Origin of the sequence: Aeromicrobium sp., from assembly GCF_025965075.1 — a bacterium.
Taxonomy (GTDB): domain Bacteria; phylum Actinomycetota; class Actinomycetes; order Propionibacteriales; family Nocardioidaceae; genus Aeromicrobium.
The window spans coordinates 13,508-31,970 of record NZ_JAOPXQ010000011.1 but is presented as its reverse complement, the minus strand read 5'-3'; the positions used below and the strand labels follow the sequence as shown (position 1 = coordinate 31,970).

The following is an 18,463-nucleotide window of genomic DNA, read 5'->3' as shown; positions in this document are numbered from 1 at the left end:
GCACCGAACCATTGTGTCCGATGCCGCCGACAGGCACTCACCGAACCGTACGCAAGCCTCAGGTCTGCGGGGGCATCCCCTGCTGCACCTCGGTGCTGCCGCGGGTGCGGAACAGTGGCGGCATGAACCGCAGCATCAGGCCTGACCACGTCAGGTGGGTCAGCATCGGCGCCTGGATCCCGCCGGTGGCTCGGCGTTGCAGGCCGAACAACGCCCCCATGACACCGCTGGCGAGCACGAGGGCAGGGTTGCGGGTGGCTGTCGTCGCCAGGGCGTAGACCGCGGTCGACTTCGCGACGGGCTGGTTGGTCCCGGCCGCGGCGTACAGCGCGCCACGGAAGAAGACCTCCTCGGCGGCACCGTTGGCGAAGGTCGTGAGCGTCACCAGCGGCGCCGATCCCTGGTCGGCGTAGGCGAGGATGTCGGTCAGCGCGCGGTTGAGCACCGGGATCCTGCGGGCGACGAGCGCGGCACCGTAGAACAGGCCGAACGCCCCGACACCCATCGCGACCGGCGTCAGGAGCGGGCGGCGAAGTCGGTGCTGCTCGCCCTCCTCCCAGCCCAGGTGCAGCGGCCCGGAGGCGAAGGCGCCCGCAGTGTACGTCCCGGCGACGCCCAACGTCATCCCGTAGAACGCCTTCGAGCCCGGCTCGGTCGACAGCGACGTGCCGAGCATGCCGGCGCCGAGGACGCTGACGCCGCCGACCACGCGGCGCCGACGGCGGAACGCGGCATCGCTCTCCCAGTGGTCGCGCTCGACCTTGTCGCGGAGCGCCCTCGGCACGGCGGCGAGGAGTTCGGACCTGAGGGCGTCGGTGCGCCGGGAGGCGCGCCTCATCGGACGGCTCCGGGCCGAGGGGGACGGGTGGTCTGCAGGATCAGGGACATCACCCACGACGCTACTGGTCTCGCGGCGAGACCGCCGCTCGACGAGGTCCGTCCGGTAGCGTCGCGACCATGGTGGCGACGTTCCGGATCGGGCTCAAGAACGTCCTGGGGTCCAACTGGACCCGCACGCACCACCGTTGGCCCGGCCGGGCGGTCATGCTCGGGCGGGAGATGAACGGGCCCGACGGGATGCTCGCGAGCGTCTACTTCCTCGTGGAGGTCAATCGACGCGCCGAGCGCCGCAGCCTCGCGGAGATCCTCCCGGGCTGGGACGTGGCCCGGTCGCCGCACGGGTGCAACGACGTCTACAGCGACCCGACGGTCCACCGCCTGGTGGACTGGACCGAGGTCGCGCTGGGGACGAGGACCCGCCAGCAGCGGTACGTCACGATCGCCCGCTACGAGCACCTCGCGTCCGGCGTCGAGTGGACCGGCGCGACGACCCACCTGTCGTCGTCGGTGCACACCACGCCGGAGAAGGCCGCCGAGTCGCGCGCCGTGCAGGGCCGCCGCCTCGCCGAGCTCGGTGCCGAGCACGGCATCGACATCCTGACCGGGGACATCAACAACACCGTCGTCCGCGAAGACACTCCGCGGGGGATCCTCGAGGCCGCCGGCTACACCGACTGGCGGGTCGCGACCGAGGTCGAGAACGTCGGCTACGACACGCACCGACCCATCGGGGAGCCGCCGCGCCAGGGCGGCAAGCACCTCGACGCGATCTACCTCGGTCCCCGCGCCAGTGCCCTCGAGGGCCGCGTCCAGATCACCGAGCCGGACAGCTCGGACCACCTCGGCCTGGCCTGCACCGTGGCGATCCGAGCCGACTGAGGCGCGGTCCTCACACGGCGGCGCCGACCCCCGGCTCGCTCGGCACGTCGTCCTTCTTGGCCGTGACCAGCACGATCGCGGCGAGCAGGGCGGCGATCAGCAGCATCGCGCCCCAGAAGAACGCCACGTGGTAGCCGTGGACGAAGGCATCCGCCTGGACCGCCTTCGGATCGGCGCCCCCGCGCAGGTTGTCGGTCAGGTACGCCGTGACGGCACCGGCGTACAGCGTGTTGAGCAGCGCGGTGCCGAGCGATCCGCCGACCTGCTGCGAGGTGTTGAGCAGGGCGCTGGCGACGCCGGCATCGTGCGAGCCGACCCCGATCAGGGCCGTGCTGGACGCCGGGACGAAGACCGCGGCCATGCCGAGGCTCATCAGCACGATCGCCGGCAGCACGTGGGTCCAGTAGGACGTGTCCGCCGTGACCTGGGTCAGCAGCAGCATGCCGATCGAGGCGCTCACCAGGCCGGGCACCATGATCGGCTTGGGACCGATCCTGGGCAACAGCTGCGAGACCACGCCTGCCCCGAGGATGATCCCGATGCTGAACGGCAGGAAGGCGAAGCCCGACTTCAGCGGGCTGTAGCCGAGGGTCAGCTGGAAGTAGAAGGTCAGGAACAGGAACATCGCGAACAGCCCGGCACCGACGAACAGGAAGACCAGGTAGGAGCCGCCGCGGTTGCGGTCGAGCGCCACCCGGAGCGGGAGCAGCGGGTGCTTGGTGCGGCTCTCCCAGACCACGAACGCGATGAGCAGGACGACGGCCACGCCGAGGAAGGTCAGCGTGCTGCTGTCGGTCCACCCCAGCACCTCGGTGCTCTTGCCGGGATCCTTGAGCTTCGCCGCCTCGGTGAAGCCGTAGACCAGCGAGGTCAGGCCCAGCGTCACCAGGACCGCGCCCGGGATGTCGTACTTGGTGTTGCCCTGGGCCTTGCTCTCCCGGACCACCCGGGCGGCGGCCGCCGCCGCGAGCAGCGCGATCGGCACGTTAACCCCGAGGCACCAGCGCCACGAGGCGTACTCGGTCAGCACACCGCCGACGATCAGCCCGATCGCGGCACCGCCGCCCGAGATCGCGCCGAACACGCCGAATGCCGTGGCGCGTTCCTTGCTCTCGGTGAACGTCACCGAGATCAGCGACAGCGCAGCAGGTGCCAGGAGGGCTGCGAACGCGCCCTGGAGACCGCGGGCTGCGAACAACAGGCCGGCGGTCGACGCGACGCCGCCGAGGGCGGATGCGGCGGCGAAGCCGATCAGGCCGACGATGAACATCCGTTTGCGCCCGGCGAAGTCGGCGATGCGGCCGCCCAGCAGGAGCAGGCCACCGAAGGCGAGCGTGTAGGCCGTCACGACCCATTGGCGGTCGGCATCACTGATGCCGAGGTCCTCCTGCGCCGAGGGCAGCGCGATGTTCACGATCGAGGCGTCGAGCACGATCATGAGCTGGGCGACGGCGATGACGCCGAGCGCGAGCCAGCGTCGGGGGTCGGGTGTGGTGGAGCCTGGAGTCGAAGATGGGGCTGTGGTCATGGGAATCGTCCTCAGGACTGGTCAGCGGGTGGCGGCTCTGCAGGCGGACCGGGTGTCCGCGCCGCTCGAAGGGGTCAGCACTACCGACCATGCTCGTATTCCGCACTGACAGAATATGTCGGTCAGCCGGTCAGCGAGCCGACGGCGCGGGCGATGACCAGCAACGAGGTCAGCAGCGCGGCCGTGGCCTCGACGCCCATCAGGATCTTGGCGCGCGACGACAGCGGCATCGTGTCGGTGGGGCTGAACGCGCTCGAGTTGGTCAGTGAGACGTACAGGTAGTCGACGAACGTCGGGACCCAACCGGCCGCCTTGCTCGACGTCATGGCGACCTCGTCGATCGTGTCGTGGTTCTCGTCCTGGGAGAAGCGCCAGTCGGCGGCCTGCATCCTGGTGCGCGGCACGGAGTGACGGGCCACCGGTCCACCGCGGTCGAGCTCCCAGAACAGCAGGCCGAAGCCGATGACGTTCGTGAGCCACACCTGCATCGCGGCGACCAGCAGCGGTCCGCCCGGGGTCGAGGAGTGGGTCAGAGCCTCCACCAGCATGCCCAGCGCGACCAGGTTGGTGCCGATCAGGATCGTGGCGACGGCGATCGACAACTGGCGCGACCAGCGCGTCTGCCGGGTCATCCGCCGCGGGTTGGTCGCGACGAGCGCCAGCAGGAGGGCCACCTCGATCACGGGGATGACGAACCGGGGCACGAACAGGAGCTCGCTGGGCAGCAGGGCGTACGTCAGCACCGCCACCAGCACCGCGGACGCCGGCGGGAGACGGTGCTCGCCCTGGGCGGTCCGCCGGCCACTGACCTCGCGCTTCTCGGGTCCGCTGAGATGGTCACCCATGTCCGGGAACGTACCGCGGATCGATGCCCGCCGCAGTCGGGGCGCGTCTGACAGACTGCGGGCATGTCGCCCATGGAGACGCACCGCTCCCCCGTCGCCCGCACCGCCGGTCGCGTCCTGCTCGGCGCGGGCCTGGTGCTTGCCGGCGTGAGCCACCTGACGTGGGCGCGCCAAGAGTTCCAGGCTCAGGTCCCCGACTGGCTGCCGCTCGGTGAGGATCCCGTTGTCCTGGCCTCGGGTGTCGTCGAGGTCGCGCTGGGCAGCGCCCTGGTCGCGCTACCCCGTCAACGGGTCGCCGTGGGCTGGGTCGTCGCGGCATTCTTCGTCGCAATCTTCCCCGGCAACATCAACCAGACCGTCAACCACATCGACGCCTTCGGTCTCGACACCGACCGAGCCCGGTGGCTGCGCCTGCCGTTCCAGCCGGCTCTGGTGGCTCTCGCCCTCTGGTCGACCGAGGCCTGGCGCCGCCGCGACGAGCTCCGTCCCCACCGCTGACGAGTCTGCACGTCCAGCGGGCTACTGCCAGAGGTAGTCGGCGCTGTCCTCGGGGCTGCGGGAGTTGTTGGGGCCCAGCTTCCTGGGCAGGTTGAGCGTCGCACACTCGACGTCGGGCGCCGGGACGAGGTCGCGGTCGGCCTCGTCCTTGCGGATGAGGATCGGCTTGTCGCAGATCTCACCGGTCTGCACGTAGTGCCGTGCGACCAGCCGCCGAGTCTCCCCCGAGGCGTCCATGCCGAACAGCGTGGCCGGCTGCCACTCCACGATCCACGTGGGCCGCTCGGTGCTCGACCGCAGCATCGTGCGCAGGCGTGCCTCCGCGTCGGGCACCGTACGCACCATCTGGCTCCACGAGTAGGGGTAGGGCGTCCTCATCCGGGCGTAGTAGAGCAGGTTGGCCCGGGCGTACAGGACGTAGAGGCTGTCATCGGTCTCGGCGTTGCTGCGCAGGTAGTCGGCGACCGCGAGCGTGCGCTGCTGGGGCGGGTTGACGCTCTTCATCGTGGCGCCGACGGCGACATTGCCCACCGCGAGGACGGCCAGGAGACCGGCGGTCGCGGCGAAGAGGCGGCGGCGTGTCGTGACCGCGAGGGCGCAGCCGGTCAGCACGGCCAGGGCGGCGAGGGGCTGGATGAAGTAGTGCGGGTAGTAGTTGCCGCCCCCGGCGACGCCCACGAACCCAACCGCGAGCCACGCCGCGAGCGGGAGGACGAGTCGTGGGTCGGCGCGGTGCCGCAGGAGCCACGACACCGACCACGGCACGAGGAACAGGCAGCCCGAGGCGATCGCGATCGGCAGGCCGAGGTGCACCAGCATGTAGCCGGCGCCGTGCGGCGACGCGTGCAGCTGGTTGAGGCTGTCGACGCGGAAGCCCGCGATGGCGTAGACGAAGCGCTGGGCCCCCACCGAGTAGACCTCGAACCAGGCGAACGTGATAGCGACGGGAGCGGCCGTGCCGACGACCCACCAGGTGACCCACCGGCTGCGGAACCCGGACCCGACCCGCGTCACCCAGCTCACGGCGAGGAACACCACGCCGGCGACCAGCGCCTCGCCGAACGACTGCTTGATCAGCAGCGCGCACGTGGCCAGGAAGCCCGAGGCGAACAGCCAGGCGCGGGGGTCGACGGCGTCACGGGCGCGGACGAGCATCAGGATCGACAGCGTCGCCGGCACCGTGGCCAGCAGCTCGTTGTCGGTGAACACCGCGCCGAGCACGACGGACGACGTCATCACGGCGGTGATGACCCCGGCGATCCGCGCCGCGTGGGGCCCGCTGATGCGGTGGGCGATCGCCATCGTGCCCGCCACCAGGACGAGCGCGGCGGCCATGCCCAGCAGGCGTACGCCGAGGTCACCGCCGAGCACCCCCAGCTTGTAGACCATGACCAGCAACGGCGGTCGGTCGAGCCACGAGTTGCCGTACATCGAGCCCTCGGTCGTGCCCCAGGCACGGGCGACGAAGGAGTCTCCGCCCTCGTCGATGCCGAGCGGGACGCCGAGGAAGGGCGCCCGGAGCGCGACCACGATCGTCGCGCACAGGAGCCACCACCGGCCCATGGAACCCCGCAGGCGGGTCGTGAACACCTCGACGCGGTCGTCGAGGAGCGTCATGCTGCTCGCCTGGCGCGGCCGTAGACCGTGAGCCGTCCCAGCTGGACGGCCGCGACGGCCAGGATGATGCCGGCGATGTCGTCAAGCACGAAGTGCCAGCCGAGATAGATCGTCGAGACCATGACCGCCGCGAGATAGACCGTCATGACCCGCACCCACCGGGTGAAGCCGTAGTAGTGCAGCATCAGCAGGATCATGCAGGTGAAGCCGGTGTGCAGGCTCGCGAAGGCGCCGATGCTGGCGAACGAGTCGCCCCACGCCGGATGCTCGAGCAGCTGCTCGCGCTGGGCCATGTACTTGGCCTGCGTCGCGGTCACGCTGGTCGGGTCGAGACCGGCGAAGTCGCTCGGAAAGGAGTGGAACGGGCCGATCGCGGGGATCAGGTAGTAGGACCCGACACCCAGGATCCACACCCACATCGCCGAGGTCAGGAAGACGTAGCCCTCGCGGATGCGGGTCGCGAGCACGAGTGCGGCGACGAACGAGATCGGCACCATGATCGAGAAGGACTCGTAGATCGCTCGGAACACGTGCGGCGCGATGTCCTCCCCGAACATGTCGTGCAGCAGCACGGCGGGGCTGTTGCCGAAGAACAGCCACGAGTCGACGCGCTGCAGGCCGACGTCGTGCTGGTCCCGGAAGGCGTTCCAGCTCTTGAGGTTGCGGTAGCAGCTGTAGACCACGTGGTAGGCCAGCAACCCGGTCACCAGCAGCGCGAGCCGGTGCAACGGCCAGCGTGCGCGCAGCACACCCGACGCCTTGCGTAGCGTCCAGCCACGACGGCCCGTACGGATCGCTGCATCGAGCAGGATCAGCGCGACCGCGATGCCGAACGACAAAGCGATCCTTCCGCTGAAGATCGACCCACGAGGATCCCTCAACGGCAGGTCGACCTGGGCGGCGCGCACCGCCGTGACGACAGCGAACACCGCGACGACGGCCCACGTCGCCGCGACCCAGCCGTACGTCGTGCGGGTGTCGGTCTCACGCCCATCGTGGCCGCGCTCGAACACCTGGGGGGACGGAATGTTTGTCACCTCGATGCAGGTCGGGCGCCCAGTGTCGGGGCGCTCGGTGGATAACGGCCGGGATGCCGGACACCACGATACGGCGTCGGGGTGCGGCGAGGCACGACCGGAGGACCCGGCCGTGGCGGGACGTCGGTCATCCGGCTGGCATTTCAGCCGACGGGGGTGGACCGCCGCGAGGCGACGTCACCACGGGCGGCGCGGGCCGAGGCCCGGCCGGCGAGCTCGTCAGCGGCGACGTTGAGGGGCCAGACCGACACGTCGGCGAGGTGCGCCTTGACCTTCTGGAAGTGCACCGGGACGTCCGCGTCGCGTCGCGCCTGCATCAGGGCGTAGATCGCCTGGACGATCTCGACGTTGGCCACGATCTCCTTCTTGGAGTTCTTCCAGCCGTTGCGGGCCCATCCGGCGGCCCACGTCGTCGCGCACCCGATCGTGTAGGACGAGTCGGCCTGGATCACGAGGGGGCGGTCGGCGAAGTCCCGGAGGGCCTCGAGCACGGCGGTGAGCTCGCCGATGTTGTTGGTGCCCTGCACGAAGCCGCCGCTCGCCGAGCTGCCGTCGTCCCCGACGTACGCCCACCCGGTCGGGCCGGGGTTCGTGATGCAGGAGCCATCCGTGCCGACCACGACGGCCCCGGGCAGGCCGGTGATGTCGGTGTGGTTCCTGACGAGTGTCACGTGTGCTCCCGGTGGTGTGTGCGGCGCGCGTCGCCGCGGGCCGACGATACCTGCCCGCGGCACCGCCCCCGGGCCGCCGGGCCGGGGTCACCCCCAGAAGCCCCGTCCGCCGAACACGTCTCCGTAGTCCCCGCCCGCCCCGCTCGACCCGCGCCGGGATCCCAGGTAGGACCCGACGACGGCGGCCCCGAGGTCGTCGAGCTCGGGGGCCACGACGGTGCCCCCGACCCGTCGCGCCATCGACTCGATGAACCGTGCCAGCCCCGGGTCCTCACCGAGGCGGAAGAACGTCGTCTGGGCGCCGAGGCGCATGGAGCCGTCGAGCTCCCGCACGGCGTGGGCGACCGTCACGGGGTGCGGTGGATAGCTGAAGAACACGTCACCGCTGGACTCCAGGTGAGACGTCGGCTCGCCGTCCGTCACGATCAGCAGCACGGGCTGAGCGGTCGGGTGCTTGCGAAAGTGCCGGTTGGCCAGCAGCAGGGCGTGGTGCAGGTTGGTGCCCTTGTCCCATCTCGCGTCGAGGCCCGTGAGCTGCTCGATGTCCATGACCTCGGCGTGCCGACCGAAGCCGATGAGCTGCAGGTCGTCGCCCCGGAACCGGCTCGTGATCAGGGTGTGCAACGCCAGCGCGGTGCGCTTCATCGGCACCCACCGACCGTCCATCGCCATCGAGAACGACGTGTCGACGAGCAGCGCGACACACGCCTGGGTCCGCGCCTCGGTCTCCTGGACCTCGACGTCGCCGATCTTCATCCGGACCCCGTCAGCGGTCGAGCCGCCCTCGCCGGCCGTGCGGGTCACGGCGTTGGTGATCGTGCGGGTCACGTCCCACGGCTCGGTGTCGCCGAACTCCCACTCGCGGGTCGCGCCGGACCGCTCCCCCGCGGCGCCGGCCTGGCGGAGGTCACGACTGCCCTGCCGGCCCGACATCTTGTCGGCGACATCGCGCAGCAGGGCCTTGCCGAGCTGCCGCATGGCCTTCGGCGTGAGCCTGAGCTGTCCGTCGGTGCCCCGCTTGACCGTCCCGGAGTCGCGGAGGGCCTTCTCGAGCGCCTGCAGCGTGCGGGCGTCGACGGCGGCCTCGTCACCCAGCTGCCGGGTGAGCTTCTCGAGATCCAGGTCGTCCATGCGGGAGCCCGAGTACGACTGCGAGAGCTGCTCGGACAGCTCGTCGAGATCGGCGATGTCCTGGAACACCCCGGTGCCGTCGCCGAGGCCGAGCCCCTCCTCGCCGTCCATCCGCTCCGAGCCGCCCCAGTCCTCCCCGGGCCGCAGGGCCTGCAGGTTGCCGTCCAGCTGCGCGAGCGACTGCATCAGCTCGGGCGAGCCGAACGCCTGCTGGGCCAGGGCGTCGAGCTCGTCACGCTGTGCCTGCGTCATGGAGTTGCGCATCCGCTGCGCCGCGGCGGCCCGTTGGGCCAGGGCGTCGAGCAGCTCGTCGATGTCCTTCGGCTGTTCGGGGAAGAACTCCCCGTGCTGGTCCATGAACGCGTCGAACTGCTCCTGCGTGTCCTCGCCGCGGCGGTGCGAGTCGAGCAGCGTGTTGAGGTCCTCGAGCATCTGGTTGATCGCGGCCCGGTCCTCGTCGGTCGCGTTCTCGAGCGCGTCCTTGATCCCGGCGAACCGCTGGTCGAGCATCTCCCGGCCCAGCAGGTCCTTGATCTTCTCGTAGTCCTCGCGGGCCTCCCGGCTCTGCCAGTCGTAGCCGGCCAGCTCGCTGACCGCGGCGGCCGGGGATGTGGGCAGGTTGTCGAGCTGCATCTCGGCCAGTGCCCGGTCGGCGTCGTCCAGCTCCACGTCACGGGCGAGCTGCTTGCGCTCGGCCAGGACGGCTCGGTCGAGCAGCTCCTTGACTTCCTGCAGGGTGCCGTCGAGGTTGTGCCGCTGCGCGAGCTCCCGTCGGCGCTCGGCGACGCGGCGGGCGAGGTCGTCGAGGCCGGCCTGGTCCCTGCCGCCACGGCGGAGGAACTCGCGCATCGCGCGCTCGGGCGAGTATCCGGCCATGACGTCCTCACCGATCGCGTCGAGCGCCTCGGACAGGTCGACGGGCGGGGCGAGCGGGTCGGGCCCGTCGACGTACCGGCCGTAGCGGGCGTCGTGGGTCAGCCGGCGGTTGGGCCTAGCCATAGATCGTCTCGCCGCCCCCGCTGTCCTTGCTGACCCGGCGGGCCAGGTAGAGGCCCTCCAGCGCGAGCTCGATCGCACCGGCGCGCTGTCCGTCGTTGGTGGCCCCGAGCCGGTCGCACACCTCGTCGTACAGCTCGGACTCGCCCAGGACCGGCAAGCCCGACAGGAAGTCGCGCGCCGTGACCTGCTCCCCCGTCGAGACCATCGCACCGGCCTCGATCGCGTCCACCAGCACCGCGAAGTCGATGCCACGGAAGTGGGCGCGAACTGTCTCGGCCGTCGCGGTCCGAAGCAGGTGGTCCAGGATCTGGTCCTCGCGGCCCTCCTCCCCGGACTCGAACTCGATCTTGCCGCCCAGCACGTCGACCGCGGTCTCGAGGTCGACCGGGCGCGCGACGGCCCGGTCCTCGCCCTGGCGGGTCGCCCGGTGGATCGCCGCGGCGGCGATGGTCTCCGCGCCGGCGATCGCGAAACGGGCGCTGACGCCGCTGCGCTGGTCGACCGCCGACGACTCCCGCAGCGCGCGGGTGAACCGGGCGAGGATCTCCACCAGGTGGTCCGGCACCTCGGCGACCAGCTCGGCCTCCTGGCGGATCACCGCGACCTCGTCGACCAGCTCGGTCGGGTAGTGCGTGCGGATCTCGGCGCCGAAGCGATCCTTCAGCGGGGTGATGATCCGGCCCCGGTTGGTGTAGTCCTCGGGGTTGGCGCTCGCCACGACGAGGACGTCGAGCGGGAGCCGCAGGACGTAGCCGCGGATCTGGATGTCCCGCTCCTCCATGACGTTGAGCATCGCGACCTGGATGCGCTCGGCGAGGTCGGGCAGCTCGTTGATCGCCACGATCCCCCGGTGGCTGCGCGGGATCAGGCCGAAGTGGATCGTCTCCGGATCACCCAGGCTCCGGCCCTCCGCGACCTTCATGGGGTCGACGTCGCCGATCAGGTCCGCGACGCTCGTGTCGGGGGTCGCGAGCTTCTCGGCGTACCGCTCGTCGCGGTGCCGCCACGCGATCGGCAGCGCGTCGCCGAGCTCGGCCGCGCGACGCAGGCTCGTGGTCGTGATGGGCTCGTAGGGGTGCTCGCCGAGCTCGGACCCCGCGACGACCGGGGACCACTCGTCGAGCAGCCCGCTCAACGTGCGGAGCAGACGGGTCTTGCCCTGCCCGCGCTCCCCCAGCAGCACGATGTCGTGGCCCGCGATGAGGGCGCGCTCGAGCTGCGGGATGACGGTCGACTCGAAGCCGTGGAGCCCCGGCCAGGGGTCGCGGCCCTCGCGGAGGGCATCGAGCAGGTTGTCGCGGATCTCGGCGCGCAGCGTCTTCTGGACGTGTCCGGAGGATCGGAGCTCGCCGACGGTTGCCAGGGTGGGAGAGGTCACGTCGTCAACGCTACTGCGGCACGCAACACCCCGCTGGGCCTCGCTACGGTGAGCCACATGGGCATGGGGCGCTGGATCACGAACGTCGAGGCGGCCTTGGAGAAGGCGCATCTGCGCAGCGCCAGGGGCTCCACGCCCACCCGCTTCCGGATCGACTCGTACGGCGGGCACGGTGGCCCGGGGGGCGTCGTGGTCCGCGGACGGGTGCTCGACAACACCCTCCCGACCACGGCCGCCGAGGGCGAGGGCGTCGGCGCGACGGTACGTCGCAGCGTGCGGTCCTTCCTCACCCGCGAGCTCGCCGGTGTCCCGCTGCGGGTCGAGCTCGCCGGCGCCCACGTCGACACGGTCTCGGACGAGGAGGGCTACTTCCGGGTCCGGCTCCCTGCGACGGACGACCTCGAGTCGCCCTGGACGGCCGGGACGGTCGCGCTCGCGGGCGACTACCGCGGCCTGACGGCGCCGCACACGACACCGGTGCTGGCCCGGGTGCCGGCCGGGTCCGCCGCGTTCGGGATCATCTCCGACCTCGACGACACCGTGATCAGGACCGGCGTCCAGCGGGTGGGCCAGATGGTGCTGCACACACTCACCCGGTCCGAGCTCACCCGCTCCCCGTTCCCGGGGGCCGCCGAGCTCTACCGGGACCTCGTCGCCGGGGTGAACCCGGTCTTCTATGTCTCGTCCAGCCCGTGGAACCTCCACACGTTCCTGACCGCCTTCCTCGAGCACCACGGATTCCCCCGCGGGCCCCTGCTGCTGCGCGACCTGCTCGGCACCGCAGCGGGCCGCGAGCAGAAGCACGGGCGGATCCGGGAGATCCTCGACCTGCACCCGGGGCTCCGATTCGTCCTGATCGGCGACTCCGGCGAGAAGGACCCGGAGATCTACGCCGACATCGTCCGCACCCACCCCGACCAGGTCATCGCGGTCTACATCCGCGAGGTCCGGCTCGACCCCGACGACGGCCGCGTCGAGGACGTCGTCAGCACCTGGGCCCGGGACGTGCCGTTCGTGCTGGCCGCCGACAGCCAGGTCGTGCGGCGGCACGCGCAGTCGCTGGGCCTGCTCTGAGCCGCCCGCTACGCCCGGACCGCTGAGCCGCCGCTACGACGTCAGCTCGGGGAACATGTCCACGCGCCACTCGGTGGCGATGTCCTCGTGCGCCAGCTCTTCCTCCCGCTCCCGCAGCTCGACGCGGCGGATCTTGCCCGAGATGGTCTTGGGCAGGTCGTAGAACTCGATCCGCCGGACCCGCAGGTACGGCGCCAGGTTGGCCCGGGCGTGCGCGAGGATCGCCAGGGCCGTCTGCCGCGTCGGCTCGTGCCCCGGGGACAGCTGGATGTACGCCTTGGGGACCGCGAGGCGCACCGGATCGGGTGCCGGCACGACGGCGGACTCGGCCACCGCGGGGTGCTCGATCAGGACGCTCTCGAGCTCGAACGGGCTGATCTTGTAGTCGCTCGCCTTGAACACGTCGTCGGTGCGCCCGATGTAGGTGATGTAGCCCTCGGCGTCGATCGACGCGACGTCCCCGGTGTGGAAGTAGCCGCCCTCCATCGCGGCCGCGTTGCGCTCCGCGTCGTCCTGGTAGCCCGTCATCAGGGTCAGCGGCCGGTCGGCGAGGTCGAGGCAGATCTCCCCCTCCGCGTCGCCCGCGGTCGGGTCGACAGGTCGGCCCGTGGCGACGTCGACCAGCACGACCGGCACGCCGGGCAGGGCGCGACCCATCGAGCCGGCCTTGACCGGCTGACCCGGGGTGTTGGCGATCGTCGCGGTCATCTCGGTCTGCCCGAACCCGTCGCGGATCGTCAGGCCCCAGGCCCGCTCGACCTGGCTGATGACCTCGGGATTGAGGGGCTCACCCGCCGCGATCGCCTCGCGCAGCGACCCCGGGCCGCCGGTGAGGTCGGCGTTGATCAGCATGCGCCACACCGTGGGTGGTGCGCAGAAGCTCGTGACGTGCTCGGCGCGCAGCTGCTCGAGCAGCGCGCCGGCGTCGAACCTGCCGTAGTTGTAGATGAAGATCGTCGCCTCGGCGAGCCATGGCGCGAAGAAGTTGGACCACGCGTGCTTGGCCCAGCCCGGTGACGAGATGTTGAGGTGCACGCCGCCGGGGTGCAGCCCGAGCCAGTACATCGTGGTCAGGTGGCCCACCGGGTAGGACGTGTGCGTGTGCTCGACGAGCTTGGGCCGACTGGTGGTCCCGGACGTGAAGTAGAGGAGCAGCCGATCGGTCGAGGCGTTGCGCGGGTGCTCCGGGCGCACGTCCCCCAGCCCCTCCGCGGCCGCCAGGTCGAGCCAGCCCTCGGGGGCGTTGACGGAGATGCGGGTGTAGTCCCCCGGCACGTCGTCGAACTTGCCGGTGTCGACGGCGTTGCAGATGACGTGCCTGGCGCCGCCCCGGGCGAGCCGGTCGCCCAGCTCGGCGCTGCCGACGGCCATGGTGGTCGGCATCAGGACCGCGCCGATCTTCATCACCGCGAGCATCGAGACCCACAGCTCGACCTGGTTGCCCAGCATCAGGATGACGCTCTCGCCGGGACGCACCCCCTGAAGCTGCAGCCAGACCGCCAACCGGTCCGAACGCTCGACCAGCTCGTCGAACGAGTAGGACCGGCGGGTGCCGTCCTCCTCGACGATGACCAGGGCGTCGGCGGCGTTGCCGCGGGCGAAGGCGTCGAACCAGTCGTGCGCGAAGTTGAAGCTGTCGCCGACGTCGGGCCAGTCGAACCTGTCGACGGCGGACGCGTGCTCGGCGCGCAGGTGGAGCAGCAGGTCGCGAGCCTCGCGGAGCGCAACAGTCGGGTGGGTCATGATCTTCCTCACGGTCGGGTCGGGACCATGATGTGTCGGCCGTCACGCACCGACCATCCCCCGATGGGGGTGTCGCGGTCGCCGCGGTGCCGGCGGTGCGTCAGAGCAGCAGGCCGAGCCGGCGCGCGACCACGACGGCCTCGTGCCGACCACTGACCTGCAGGCGGCCGCAGATGTCACGCATGTACGTCTTGACGGTCTGCGGGCTGAGGCCCAGCCGTCGGCCGACCTCGGCATAGGAGCACCCCAGGGCGACCAGCGCCAGCACGTCGACGTCCCGCGAGGACAGGCGGACGTCGGGGCGGGAAGGGCGGGGCTGCAGGAGGTCGGCGACGGTCCGGAGCCGGCCCTGCAGGAGCGGGTCGGCCACCGCCGACATCACCACGCGGAGCTCGGCCTGGGCCTCCCGCATCCGGTCGATCGCGACGCGTCCGGCGTCGTCGGCCAGGTGCTGGGCCGTGAGCACCGAGGCGTGGCGCTCGATCTCGTCCCACCGGGCGAGATCATCGGCCAGCCGGGCCGCCGCACCGGCGAGCACGTCCTCCGCCCGGGCGCCGAACACCGTGCGCTCGCGCACCGCGACGTACAGGACGCCCCGGGGACGCCCGGCCACGATCACCGGGACCGCCGCGGTCGACGCGATGCCCTCGGTCAGGACCGGCTGGTCGTACTCGTGGCTGATCGAGCGCGCCGAGCGGTAGTCGTCGACCGCGATCATGCGGGCCGTCGCGGCGGCGCGTCCGCCGACGCCCGAGCCGTGCTCGACGGCCAGGCCCTTCAGCAGGTCGGTCGTCGTGCCGGAGAAGTGCTCCAGGGTCAGCACCCCCTGGTCGACGGGGCCGCCGAAGGCGATCGGTGCGCGGGTCGACCGGCGTACGGTCCGCAGTGCGCGGTCCCACGCGGCCCCTCGCGAGTCGGCCGGTCGCATCGTCGCCTCCTGGGACTGCTGGGATCTCGGTGGGACCAGACTAGTCGCGCGCCGTCATGCGACCCTGCTGCGCAGCTCCTCGGCAATGTGCTCGGCCCACGCGTCGACCTGCGACCAGTCCCGGTGATCCCCCGGGAGGACGTGCAGCGCCCTCGCCACGATGCGCTCGACGACGCCCAGGTCGGCGGTCCGCAGGTTGCCGCCGAAGACCATGTGCCCGTCGGCCTCCCCGAGGTCGGCCATGGCGTCCGCCGAGATGACCTGCGCGTTCTCGGTCTCCTCCTCCGAGATCGGGCCGCTGCTGAAGAGCCAGAGCCGCAGCGGAACGGTGTCGCGCAGGAACTCCAGCGCCCGAGCCCCCTGCCTCATCCAGTGGCCGTAGTAGATCGCGCTGCCGAGCACCACGACGTCCGCGTCGTCGAGGACGCGGAGGTCCGTCAGGTCCTCGCGGACGACCGACCACGGGACGGGCAGCTCGACCGCCAGCGTCGTCGCGATCCGGTCGGCGATCTCGCGGGTCGAGCCGTGGCGGCTGGCCGCGGCCACGACCAGCCGCCTGACAGCGGCGGGACGCGACATGTCAGACCCCTCGGTACGTCGGCGGGACGACGGCCACCGGGCAGTGTGCCCGGCGCAGGACGTCGGTCGCGAGCGGACGGGACACCGCGAACGGGATGACGCGCCCGTGCGGCCGGCCGACGACGACCAGCGCGGCGCTCTCGGTGGCATGGGCGACGGCCTTCTTCGGGTCGCCGGTCGTGATGGCGGTCAGGACGAGGACGTCGGGGAACGTGTCACGCCATCCGGCCACGACCTCGGCGAGATTGGCCCGGATCTCCTCGGCGTCGGACACGATCGTCCCGGGCGGGGTGGCGTGCAGGACGTGGAGGACCGCGTCCCGTGCGTCGGCCTCCTCGAACGCGAGCTGGAGGGGACCGTCCGCGGAGGTGTCCCCGTCGAGGGTGAGGACCACGTCGCCGTCCCGGGCCCAGGGGTACGCCTGCTCGGGCACCACCACCACGGGGCACGCGGCGTGCAGCGCCAGGTGGCCCGCCACGTCGGTGCGCATCAGTCGGTCGAACCAGGGGACGTCGTCGGACCCCACGACGAGCAGACGGGCACTCGGCACGGCGTGCTCGAGGGCATGTCTGGGCCCCTCGCTCGTCAGGACGTACTCGACCTCGAGCTCCGGCGCCTCCTCCTCGACGAACCGCCGGGCATCGTCGAGGACGGCCTGTCCGGTGCGGCTGAGCTCGTCGAGCAGGTCGAAGCCGCCGTAGTAGTCGCCGGGCTGGGGTGGCCTGCCGGTCGAGTGGACGACCCACAGCGAGCTGTGGGCGGCGCGTGCCTCGCCGACGGCGAAGCCCAGGACGCTGGGCTGCTTGTCGACGATGCCGACGACGACGGGATGGGAGCTGGTGGTCATGACACCTCCTGGTCAGGGGCTGTCGCTCCACCGTGGGGCATCCCCGAGCGGGTGACCACGGGCGCGTGACCATGATCGGCGGGACCAAGGTCACACGCGTGCGCGACAGGCAGCCTTCGCCCGGCGTCGCAGGCGTATCGTGGACTGATCACCCCGACAAGCACGGGGAGGGACATGGAACCTGGGAGCGGCGACACGGGTGGTCCGACGCTCGAGTCCGAGGTGCTGCTGGCCCAGCTCGTCGAGCGCGCCGAGCAGATGCGCGACTCACAGTCGCGCCTGCGCGAGCTGATCCGCGTCAACAACGAGCTGACCAGCAACCTCGACCTCCCCACCGTCCTGCGGCGGATCGTCGAGATCGGTGTCGAGCTCATCCGGGCGCGCTACGGAGCGATGGGTGTCGTCGGCGAGGAGCGACGCCTCGAGCAGTTCATCCACGTCGGGATGGAGCCCGAGGTCGCCGATCGCATCGACCACCTGCCCGAGGGCAAGGGCCTGCTCGGGGTCCTGATCGACGATCCCCGCCCCGTCCGGCTCAGCACGATCGGGGCGCACCCCCGGTCGAGCGGCTTCCCCGAGCACCATCCGCCGATGCAGAGCTTCATCGGCGTGCCGATCAGGGTCCGCGACGAGATCTTCGGCAATCTCTACCTCACCGACAGCATGGTCGGGGAGTTCTCCCCCGACGACGAGGAGCTGGCCCAGGCGCTGGCGGCCACCGCCGGCATCGTGATCGAGAACGCCCGGCTGTTCGAGGACTCCGAGTACCGCGCACGCTGGTCGACCGCCCTGGTCGACGTCTCCCGTCGGCTCATGACGGTCGACGACTCCGACGAGGTGGACACCCTGATCGGCCGGGTCCTCGAGCTCGCGGCGGCGGACCTGGTGAGTGTCGCGATGATCGACCCGAAGCACGAGGAGGTCACGGTCAACCACGCCGTCGGCACGGGGGCCGAGGAGCTGCTGGGGATGTCGTTCCTGATGAGCGAGACCCTCGCCGGCGGCGCCATCCGGGCAGGGGAACCCATCCTCGTCAGCAGCCTCGGCGAGTACGGCCGTCAGACCTTCGACAAGCAGTCCCTGCTCGGCAATGCGATGCTCGTCCCCTTCGGGGCCGGCGAGAAGACGTCGGGCGTCCTGATGATCGCGCGGGCACGGGGCAAGCCGGCGTTCGCGCCCCGGGACCTCGACATGGGCGTGTCGTTCGCCGGCCACCTGACGGTCCTGCTCGACCGGTTCGAGGCGCGTACGGCCCGGCGCCGGGTGGCCCTGCTGGAGGATCGCAGTCGCATCGCCCGGGACCTGCACGACCACGTGATCCAGCGGCTCTTCGCCACGGGGCTCAACCTGCAGGCCGTCGCGTCGGCGGCCGATCCGGCGCTGGCCGAGCGCATCACGGACCAGATCCGGGAGATCGACTCGGCGATCGCCCAGATCCGGCAGAGCATCTTCGGCATCAAGCGGGACGGCGACAGCACCCACGTCAGCCTCCGGGCCCGCATCCTCGAGATCGTCGACCACGCAGCCGAACACATGCGGGACAAGCCACGGGTCACGTTCCTCGGTCCCGTCGACCTGATGGCCGACGCCGCACTGATCGACGACATCTCCGCGGTCGTGACCGAGGCGCTGACCAACGCGGTCCGTCACGCGCACGCCCGGAGCATCGAGATCACCGTGTCGGCGGTGTCCGGCCAGATCCGCGTCGAGGTCACCGATGACGGGACGGGCCCCGGGGACACACCGCGGCTGAGCGGTCTGGCCAACCTGCGTGACCGCGCGGAAGCGCGCCACGGACAGTTCGAGATCGGGCAGTCGGGATCGGGCGGCACGCGGGTCGAGTGGACGGTCCCCGTCTGAGCCGCGGTG

Annotated in this window: 16 protein-coding genes; 4 read left to right on the top strand and 12 right to left on the bottom strand. The window is 71.2% G+C overall.

What is annotated here, in order from left to right:
- Window positions 1-58: 58 nt before the first annotated feature.
- Window positions 59-838: a CPBP family intramembrane glutamic endopeptidase gene (locus tag JWQ91_RS00670; protein WP_297779441.1), complete on the bottom strand. Its 780-nt coding sequence runs from the start codon at window positions 836-838 to the stop codon at window positions 59-61.
- 119 nt (window positions 839-957) lie between these two features.
- On the opposite strand from JWQ91_RS00670, the gene JWQ91_RS00665 reads away from it, so the two are divergent.
- Window positions 958-1,719, top strand: coding sequence for a hypothetical protein (locus JWQ91_RS00665; RefSeq protein ID WP_297779439.1), 762 nt, complete (start codon window positions 958-960; stop codon window positions 1,717-1,719).
- A 10-nt stretch (window positions 1,720-1,729) separates the two neighbouring features.
- Here JWQ91_RS00665 and JWQ91_RS00660 read toward each other — a convergent pair whose 3' ends face one another.
- Both JWQ91_RS00660 and JWQ91_RS00655 read right to left on the bottom strand, forming a co-directional pair.
- On the bottom strand, window positions 1,730-3,247 hold the full coding sequence (locus JWQ91_RS00660; RefSeq protein WP_297779437.1) for an MFS transporter: 1,518 nt from the start codon (window positions 3,245-3,247) through the stop codon (window positions 1,730-1,732).
- Window positions 3,248-3,369: 122 nt separating this feature from the next.
- Window positions 3,370-4,092 carry a hypothetical protein gene (locus JWQ91_RS00655; RefSeq protein ID WP_297779434.1) on the bottom strand — a complete coding sequence of 241 codons (723 nt, stop codon included), beginning with the start codon at window positions 4,090-4,092 and terminating at the stop codon, window positions 3,370-3,372.
- A 72-nt stretch (window positions 4,093-4,164) separates the two neighbouring features.
- Here JWQ91_RS00655 and JWQ91_RS00650 point away from each other — a divergent pair, with 72 nt between their 5' ends.
- Entirely contained in the window at window positions 4,165-4,590 is a 426-nt protein-coding gene (locus JWQ91_RS00650) for a hypothetical protein (protein WP_297779468.1), read from the top strand.
- Between the two features lie 21 nt (window positions 4,591-4,611).
- Here the strand turns inward: JWQ91_RS00650 and JWQ91_RS00645 are convergent, their stop codons facing one another.
- The 5 genes from JWQ91_RS00645 to JWQ91_RS00625 form a co-directional block, all read right to left on the bottom strand.
- Window positions 4,612-6,207, bottom strand: coding sequence for a glycosyltransferase family 39 protein (locus JWQ91_RS00645; RefSeq protein WP_297779431.1), 1,596 nt, complete (start codon window positions 6,205-6,207; stop codon window positions 4,612-4,614).
- The gene (locus JWQ91_RS00640; RefSeq protein ID WP_297779429.1) at window positions 6,204-7,244 is read right to left on the bottom strand and encodes a phosphatase PAP2 family protein; all 1,041 of its coding nucleotides are present in this window, start codon (window positions 7,242-7,244) and stop codon (window positions 6,204-6,206) included. Before JWQ91_RS00640 ends, JWQ91_RS00645 begins: the two co-directional genes overlap by 4 nt.
- A 143-nt stretch (window positions 7,245-7,387) precedes the next feature.
- Entirely contained in the window at window positions 7,388-7,915 is a 528-nt protein-coding gene (locus JWQ91_RS00635) for a ribonuclease H (RefSeq protein ID WP_297779426.1), read from the bottom strand.
- Between the two features lie 87 nt (window positions 7,916-8,002).
- Window positions 8,003-10,045 carry a VWA domain-containing protein gene (locus JWQ91_RS00630; protein ID WP_297779423.1) on the bottom strand — a complete coding sequence of 681 codons (2,043 nt, stop codon included), beginning with the start codon at window positions 10,043-10,045 and terminating at the stop codon, window positions 8,003-8,005.
- Window positions 10,038-11,423, bottom strand: coding sequence for a magnesium chelatase (locus tag JWQ91_RS00625; protein ID WP_297779420.1), 1,386 nt, complete (start codon window positions 11,421-11,423; stop codon window positions 10,038-10,040). Before JWQ91_RS00625 ends, JWQ91_RS00630 begins: the two co-directional genes overlap by 8 nt.
- Window positions 11,424-11,480: 57 nt before the next feature.
- Between JWQ91_RS00625 and JWQ91_RS00620 the strand changes: the two genes are divergently transcribed.
- Window positions 11,481-12,497 carry a phosphatase domain-containing protein gene (locus tag JWQ91_RS00620; RefSeq protein ID WP_297779417.1) on the top strand — a complete coding sequence of 339 codons (1,017 nt, stop codon included), beginning with the start codon at window positions 11,481-11,483 and terminating at the stop codon, window positions 12,495-12,497.
- A gap of 33 nt (window positions 12,498-12,530) precedes the next feature.
- Here JWQ91_RS00620 and JWQ91_RS00615 read toward each other — a convergent pair whose 3' ends face one another.
- From JWQ91_RS00615 to JWQ91_RS00600, 4 genes are all read right to left on the bottom strand, one after another.
- A complete protein-coding gene (locus JWQ91_RS00615; protein ID WP_297779414.1) occupies window positions 12,531-14,240 on the bottom strand; it encodes an AMP-binding protein in 1,710 nt (569 codons plus the stop codon).
- Between the two features lie 100 nt (window positions 14,241-14,340).
- Window positions 14,341-15,168, bottom strand: coding sequence for a LuxR C-terminal-related transcriptional regulator (locus tag JWQ91_RS00610; RefSeq protein ID WP_297779411.1), 828 nt, complete (start codon window positions 15,166-15,168; stop codon window positions 14,341-14,343).
- 54 nt (window positions 15,169-15,222) lie between these two features.
- On the bottom strand, window positions 15,223-15,747 hold the full coding sequence (locus JWQ91_RS00605; RefSeq protein WP_297779408.1) for a flavodoxin domain-containing protein: 525 nt from the start codon (window positions 15,745-15,747) through the stop codon (window positions 15,223-15,225).
- Window position 15,748: 1 nt separating this feature from the next.
- The gene (locus JWQ91_RS00600; RefSeq protein ID WP_297779406.1) at window positions 15,749-16,594 is read right to left on the bottom strand and encodes a universal stress protein; all 846 of its coding nucleotides are present in this window, start codon (window positions 16,592-16,594) and stop codon (window positions 15,749-15,751) included.
- Window positions 16,595-16,768: 174 nt separating this feature from the next.
- Between JWQ91_RS00600 and JWQ91_RS00595 the strand changes: the two genes are divergently transcribed.
- On the top strand, window positions 16,769-18,454 hold the full coding sequence (locus tag JWQ91_RS00595; protein ID WP_297779403.1) for a GAF domain-containing protein: 1,686 nt from the start codon (window positions 16,769-16,771) through the stop codon (window positions 18,452-18,454).
- Window positions 18,455-18,463: the final 9 nt, after the last annotated feature.